General features: G+C 30.3%; 8 protein-coding genes. All 8 read left to right on the top strand.

The features are described from left to right. Window positions 1–124: 124 nt before the first annotated feature. The 8 genes from Q0856_RS17595 (at window position 125) to Q0856_RS17630 (ending at window position 6,498) form a co-directional block, all read left to right on the top strand. Window positions 125–1,096 carry a retropepsin-like aspartic protease gene (locus Q0856_RS17595; RefSeq protein WP_298507110.1) on the top strand — a complete coding sequence of 324 codons (972 nt, stop codon included), beginning with the start codon at window positions 125–127 and terminating at the stop codon, window positions 1,094–1,096. Window positions 1,097–1,164: 68 nt separating this feature from the next. Further along, a complete protein-coding gene (locus Q0856_RS17600) occupies window positions 1,165–1,509 on the top strand; it encodes a hypothetical protein (RefSeq protein ID WP_298507111.1) in 345 nt (114 codons plus the stop codon). 227 nt (window positions 1,510–1,736) lie between these two features. Next, complete coding sequence (locus Q0856_RS17605; protein ID WP_298507113.1) at window positions 1,737–2,102, top strand: hypothetical protein; 366 nt, start codon at window positions 1,737–1,739, stop codon at window positions 2,100–2,102. Between the two features lies 1 nt (window position 2,103). Further along, the gene (locus Q0856_RS17610; RefSeq protein WP_298507115.1) at window positions 2,104–2,520 is read left to right on the top strand and encodes a type II toxin-antitoxin system VapC family toxin; all 417 of its coding nucleotides are present in this window, start codon (window positions 2,104–2,106) and stop codon (window positions 2,518–2,520) included. A 151-nt stretch (window positions 2,521–2,671) separates the two neighbouring features. Continuing rightward, on the top strand, window positions 2,672–3,379 hold the full coding sequence (locus Q0856_RS17615; RefSeq protein ID WP_298507117.1) for a class I SAM-dependent methyltransferase: 708 nt from the start codon (window positions 2,672–2,674) through the stop codon (window positions 3,377–3,379). Window positions 3,380–3,569: 190 nt separating this feature from the next. Then, a complete protein-coding gene (locus Q0856_RS17620) occupies window positions 3,570–4,454 on the top strand; it encodes a putative phage abortive infection protein (RefSeq protein ID WP_298507118.1) in 885 nt (294 codons plus the stop codon). Window positions 4,455–4,678: 224 nt separating this feature from the next. Then, entirely contained in the window at window positions 4,679–5,323 is a 645-nt protein-coding gene (locus tag Q0856_RS17625) for a DUF6000 family protein (RefSeq protein ID WP_298507119.1), read from the top strand. A gap of 209 nt (window positions 5,324–5,532) precedes the next feature. After that, complete coding sequence (locus Q0856_RS17630) at window positions 5,533–6,498, top strand: hypothetical protein (RefSeq protein WP_298507120.1); 966 nt, start codon at window positions 5,533–5,535, stop codon at window positions 6,496–6,498. Window positions 6,499–6,725: the final 227 nt, after the last annotated feature.

A 6,725-nucleotide genomic window follows, 5' to 3' on the forward strand; every position in this document is an offset into this window, starting at 1 on the left:
AACAAAAAGCTTTGTCTTAGTGCTAAGACGGAAGCAAAAGCTTCCTTGCTCTCCGCACTAACTTTAGCTCGGGCGTTACCAAACATTGCTAAAAAATATTATCACTAACATTAACTTTTTGATTTTGAAAAAAAAATTTATCTATTTGCTATTTTTAACGGTATATGTGAGCTATGGTCAGGAATTAACGGTTAATGAAACACTAGATTACATCAACAATAAATTAAGCCAAAGTAAAATATTCACTTTAAATAAAAATGGGGATTTCCATTTTATTAATTTATTTCACAGCGATTTATGGGATAAAGGATTGAGCCAAGAAGATTGGAAAAATAAAATAAAGGAAAAAAATTATCAAATAGAATTATCTGATATAAATAAAGCCCTTTATACCTCTCTATCCTTTGGTCAACTGAATAATGTCAAATTTTCAAGTAGGTACGATGACACATTTAGTCATATTCATTTTAATTGTCAATCCCAAAAATGTTTAACTGAAATAGAATTTATAAGACCTGAGTTAATTAAATCAGAAACAAAATATACAAGTATATCATCAGTTACACAAAAAATAAGTTTTGATGATAATGAAAAAATTCTAAGAGCAATTAAGTATCTCCAAAATCTAATAAAATTTTCAGACGAATACCAAAAAAAGGATGATGATCCTTTTGCAAGTCAATATTACAATAAAAATGTTGGTAAATTTAATGAAAAAGAGGTAATCGATTTGATAAATAACAATGGTGTTTTTATTGTTCCTATTTTAATTAATGGTGAAAAGTTAGATTTTATTCTTGACTCTGGAGCCAGTGAAATTTCTATTTCGAAAGAAGTAGAGCAACTTTTCATATTTAACGGAACCATAAAAAAAGAAAACTACTTAGAACCGGCATTATACCGTATTGCAAATGGTAATATAATAAGTTGTAGAAGAGTTAACTTGGGAGAAGTGAAAATCGGCAACACAGCAATACGTAATGTCGTAGCATCAATAGGTATTTCCAATACTCCATTATTATTAGGAAGAAACTTTTTTGATAATTTCAATAGTTGGACTATTAACAACCAAACTAATAGATTAATTTTAAATTAAGTATACAATAGATATTATCTATTGTATATGTATTTTATATTTGCATAATCTATTTATAATTGATTATCATGAACAAAAAAACTATTGAAATTGAACTCGAAATTGAAAAACTAAAAAAAATAAAGTTAGACTGGCTCAAAACAGATATGAATAAAGGACAAGCTCAAAATTTAGTTAGCAAAATTGGCAATTTTATTCATACTCTTCCTGTAAGTTTTCCAAATTCCACGAAATACTATAAGAAAAATTTATATGCTGAAATTAATTTAACTGACGGCACAAGCGAGCTTGAAAGCTTTGCAGAAAGTAATCTTAAAATGAAAGACAACCACTATTTTTATGATGGTATAAGGCATATAGGTTATGGTATTGATAAAATAATAAAAGATTTAGAAAAGGAAATTTTGAAATAAAAAAACGTTTGGTAACAGAACCTAAAATTAATGCGGTGGCTCGGTGTTTAATCCCAAGTTTTGCGTAATTTTATTAGGTCGTCAAATCTGTTTGATTTGACATTTTAATAACAAAAAAAGAAAAAACCCAAACAAACAGTTTTGGCTTCGTGCAAAGTCGGAATCTTTACAGATTCCTTGGTTCCGCACTAATCTTAGCTCGGGCGTTGGCAATAATTTAGAACGAAATGAAAAAAGCAATATGGATTTCATTCGATTTTGGAATGAAAGGAGACTACGAAGGACTTTATAAATGGCTTGATGAAAATGGAGCTGAAGAACGTGGTTATGGACTTGCCTTAATTAAAGGTATTGACTTTCCAAAAAAATATATCCCAAACGCTAAACAAGATTTAGCATTCAAAAAATATATTAGAAATGAGATTGCTAAAACAACAGAAATAGGTAAGTCGGACAGAATTTATATGATTTGGAAAAGTATTGAAAACTCGAAATTACGTGGCGGATTTATTTTTGGACGTAGTAAAGCTGCACCTTGGATTGGATATGCGGACACAGACGAAGGAATAACTGATTTTGATTTAGAAGATTAAAATGTATTATTTATTAGATACAGGATTTTGGATTGCGCTATATAATCCTGCAAAAGAACCAAAAAGAAACAGTGAAGCTGAAACCATCGCTGAATTAATTGAAAATGAAAAAATCATTATTCCATTTCCTACCTTATATGAGTTTTTGAACTCAAAGTTTTCAAGAAAAGAATATGTTCACAGATTTGAAAAACTAATTTCTAGACCAAATTTTATAAAAGTATATGATAAGGACTATAGAGATAAGGCTTTAGAAAGTTTTTTTATTAATAAAAGTCAAACAATTAATGATGTCAGTTTAGTTGATGAAGTTATAAAAGCAATGATTGAAGACGTGAATCTGAAAGTTGACTTTTTAGTAACTTTTGACGATGGACTGAAAAACTTTGCTTTGTCAAAAGGAATTACAACAATATAAAAAAACCATTGCCAACAATGTATAACCGCAATTACGGCGGATTCGACTACGTACGAATCCACTCGGAATTGCTAAAGTCAGTACCAAACCGAAAATTAACGCATATTAACCCGTAACTGACGGTTATACGAGACCGTTACCAACAAACTAAATGAAAAAAAACGAAATAACATTTATACCTGATTTAAACGACTACATCTTATCTGTTTCATTAAGAGAAAATAGTATTTTAAAGGAATTAAGAGATAGAACCGATAATCACCCAAACTCTATTTTACAAATACCACCTGAACAAGGCCAGTTTATGACTTTTCTATTGAAAATGTTAAATGCAAAAAAAGTAATAGATATTGGAACATATACTGGTTATAGTGCACTTTGTATGAGTCTTGCTCTTCCGAAAGACGGAAAGCTTGTAACTTGTGATTTAAATGAAGATTGGGCAGATATAGGGAAGCCTTATTGGGAAAAAGCAGGTGTGGAAAAGATTATTGATTTAAAGATAGCTCCTGCTCTTGAAACACTATCTGGATTAATCGAAAATAATGAAAGTAATACTTATGATTTTATATTCATTGATGCCGACAAAATAAATTATGATAATTATTACGAAAAAGCATTAGAACTAATAAGGCCTGAGGGAATAATAGCAATAGACAATGTCTTATTATTTGGTTCTGTATTAAATCCAAACTATTTAAGTTCTGATTTACAAAAAGTACTTTCAAAAGATGATATTGAATCTGTCAAAAAACTTAATTTAAAAATAAAAAATGACAAAAGAGTTGATATAAGTATGTTACAAATTGCAGATGGTTTGACATTAGTTCGGAAAAAGTCAGTTGGTAACAATGTATAAAAAACATAGGGCGTTTGTGCTAAACCGAAAGGTCTGTGCATATTAACAAAGTCCGCTAAATATAAAATTTGGCGTTTATAGTAGAAAAGATAAAAGCAAAATATTTATATTTAGCTAAGTAATAAAACCGAAACGATAGTGCTTATCACCTGCCTACGTTTCTTATACGAGCCGTTAGCAAATATTAGAAATGACAAAAACAACTTCAGAAAAATATGCTATAAAATTTATTATTGGTGGTTTTGTATTTATAATATTAGCCTTTATTCTTTTTACTTGGAATGATATCAAGATAAATTTCGGTTTTAAAATTGATTCGGAAAAATTTGCTCAATTTGGTGACTTTATTGGTGGTATTGTCGGTTCTATTTGGGCATTAGCAGGAGTAATATTATTCTATGTAGCCTTAAAAGAACAACGCAATGATTTCAAAACAAATAGAAAAGTTCTAAATGCACAAACCGATGCATTAAACCAACAGATTAAAGAGTTTGAACTGCAGCGTGAAGAACTTACCGAAACAAGAAAAGTTTTAAATCTTCAATACGAGACTTTAAATTTTCAAAGATTTGAGGGAACTTTTTTCAAATTGATAGATTTACATCATCAATTTGTGGATGATTTAAACTCTAAGGAACCCAGCACATTTGAAGTAAAACCGAGTTATACAAAAAATGAGAACGGTTGTATTAAAGGTTACCCTGCGGAGTTCATAACGATTGTTGGAAGTGGAAAAGAATTTTTGAGAGAAATTCATCGTAATTACCAAATATTGACGAAAGATTCCAAAGGATATAATTATAAGGATTACTTTAATATAATTCAAAATTACGGTTATAATGGACTAGAACTATATTATCGAAACTTACACGGAATATTCACATTTATAGAAAGCTCACAGATAATGCTTGACAAAAATGATGACAAGGTTACTAAGGATAAATATTATAAAATTCTCTTCAACCAATTAACTACTTTTGAAATAATTATGCTTAAAAATTTCTCAGGAGATGAATTAGATTTTAATCGATTTTTCAAAGAAGAAAATATAAATCGGAAAGATAGCAAGAAATAACATTTGCTAACAAGGTATAAAAAACATAGGGCATTTGTGCTTAACCGAAAGTTCTGTGCATATTAACAAAGTCCGCTAAATATAAAATTTGGCATTTATAGTAAAAAAGATAAAAGCAAAATATTTATATTTAGCTAAGTAATAAACCGAAACGATAGTGCTTATCACCTGCCCTACGATTTCTTATACTGAACGTTATCTGCAAGCTCAAAAAATAAATTTAGATGGACCACAAAACTAAAAAAGCAATTGAATTACATAGTGCTGGAGCGACTGTTAGACATCAAAATCCATTTGAAGAACTAGAATCTTATAAATCGGAATCTGAAATTGACAAAAAATTTATTGACAAATGGGTTATACCGTTTTATATGGTCGGAATCCATAATACGGATGAATTTATTTCAAACTATTCTAAAGTAAAGTCAGACGTAAATCTTGAAATTGCGAAGCAACTTTTTGGAGACTTTAATTGGAGAACTAGAATTGTAGGAGCTTATTTTTCTGCAATCGAAAATTATGTTGAATTAGAAGATATTATTGGAACTCTTCTATTGAAAAGTGAAGTTTGCTATGCAGGTGGAGGATATTGTTTTGCACTAGCTTCATTCAATACTGAGAAAGGTATCAACTACCTCAAAAGATATTTGGATTATTATCTAACCAGGAAAGATTTGCATTTTGACCAACGCGTTGCATTGTCAGCACTCAAATGGACTGACAAGCTAAATGAGACAAATCTGTTTGAAGAATATATGCCAAAATTTAAAGAATGGGTTTCAGATAAATATGCGCAGGATATTGAATTAAGCTTTAGCGGATTTGAAAATCAAATGGAACAACTCGAGCGCATAAAAGCCAGCAGATAACAAAACCTATAAACAATACGGGTTTCGGGCTTTTTTTTGCAGGGTTTGCGTATTTTTATGAAGTCCGCAAAATCTTTGGGATTTTGCTTTAAACAAGGAAAAGAAAAAACAAAACAAAAAGATTTCGCTATGTGCGTGGCGGAAAGCAAACGCTAGTTTGCTCCCGTACTGTTCATAGCTCAACCGTTAGCAACAAGCTGAAAAAAATTATGAGCGAATATTTAGCCTATATAAAATACGAAGGAGAACTCGTCAAAGATGGATACTTGGACGCTCGAAAATCAGCTGAAATTATAATTGGAATTGACGAAGTAATTCGTTTTTTCATTTTTCAAGAACACAAAGATTCTTCTAAACTAGATATTGAAATTCCAATTAGAGTTGAGAAAGGAAGTTGGATAGCTTTGATTCCACCTGACTTTTCAGCTTGGATTCTTGCTGCTCTCGGTGGACTTGTTACTGCATATGGAGCTACTGCATTAAACACAATTGCAAAAAATGATTTCAAAGATGTAACATCCAAGGACATCGCAAAAAAAATCGTTAAGGGTATTAAATGGACAATTGAAATTATAAAACATCTGAAAAAGAAAAAAGTAAAACAATTTCCAGATGCTAAAATAAAATTGGAACAAGGAATACAAATGGTTGGAATCCCAAACGAAAATGGAGATTTACTTTATGTTCCAATTGAATACTTGGAGTTATATACAAAAGTCCCTGAAAAATTATTAGATAAATTAACAAAGCAAATAGAAGAAGAAAGAGAATTAGAAATTGACTTTAGTGATGAAAACAAAGGAGATACAGACGATACAGGTTCTCCTGCAAAAATAACTTACGGACAAAAATCAATATTCTACGAAGAAAAAGAAGAAGATGATATTTTGTTTCCAGAACTTAAACACGGAATGTATGTTGAATTACAAGGACATTTAACAAGAGGAAACGAGAAAACAAATACTCTTGGATTTGAATATGAGAATCATATTTTGACTTGTATTCCTTATGAAGGTAGCATTAGAAATGAAAAACAAACCCTATTTTCAAATTGTACAATAAAAGGTTATGTCGACAGATTATCAAAAGACGGAACTTTTAAAGAAAAACGACCAATTATCAGATATTTGGAAATTGAAAATAATGATGAAGAAAAACCAAATTTATTCGGATAAAAAAGCCAGTTGCTAACAATGTATAACCGCAATTACGGCGGATTCGACTACGTCCGAATCCACTCGGAATTGCTAAGATCTGTGCTAAACCGAAAATTAACGCATATTAACCCGTAACTGACGGTTATACGAAACCGTTGCCAGTAATTTTGACCCGTCCTGAAATATGTATACACTAAAACAAATGTATATGTATAAAAATGATGGATATGTGAAACGTTATAGCG

Source organism: uncultured Maribacter sp. (assembly GCF_947496775.1).
Classification (GTDB): Bacteria; Bacteroidota; Bacteroidia; order Flavobacteriales; family Flavobacteriaceae; genus Maribacter_B.

Excerpts from the sequence above, each read along its gene's own strand:
- Q0856_RS17600 (WP_298507111.1), top strand. The coding sequence starts at position 1,165 with ATGAACAAAAAAACTATTGAAATTGAACTCGAAATTGAAAAACTAAAA.
- Q0856_RS17605 (WP_298507113.1), top strand. The coding sequence starts at position 1,737 with ATGAAAAAAGCAATATGGATTTCATTCGATTTTGGAATGAAAGGAGAC.
- Q0856_RS17610 (WP_298507115.1), top strand. The coding sequence starts at position 2,104 with ATGTATTATTTATTAGATACAGGATTTTGGATTGCGCTATATAATCCT.
- Q0856_RS17615 (WP_298507117.1), top strand. The coding sequence starts at position 2,672 with ATGAAAAAAAACGAAATAACATTTATACCTGATTTAAACGACTACATC.
- Q0856_RS17620 (WP_298507118.1), top strand. The coding sequence starts at position 3,570 with ATGACAAAAACAACTTCAGAAAAATATGCTATAAAATTTATTATTGGT.
- Q0856_RS17625 (WP_298507119.1), top strand. The coding sequence starts at position 4,679 with ATGGACCACAAAACTAAAAAAGCAATTGAATTACATAGTGCTGGAGCG.
- Q0856_RS17630 (WP_298507120.1), top strand. The coding sequence starts at position 5,533 with ATGAGCGAATATTTAGCCTATATAAAATACGAAGGAGAACTCGTCAAA.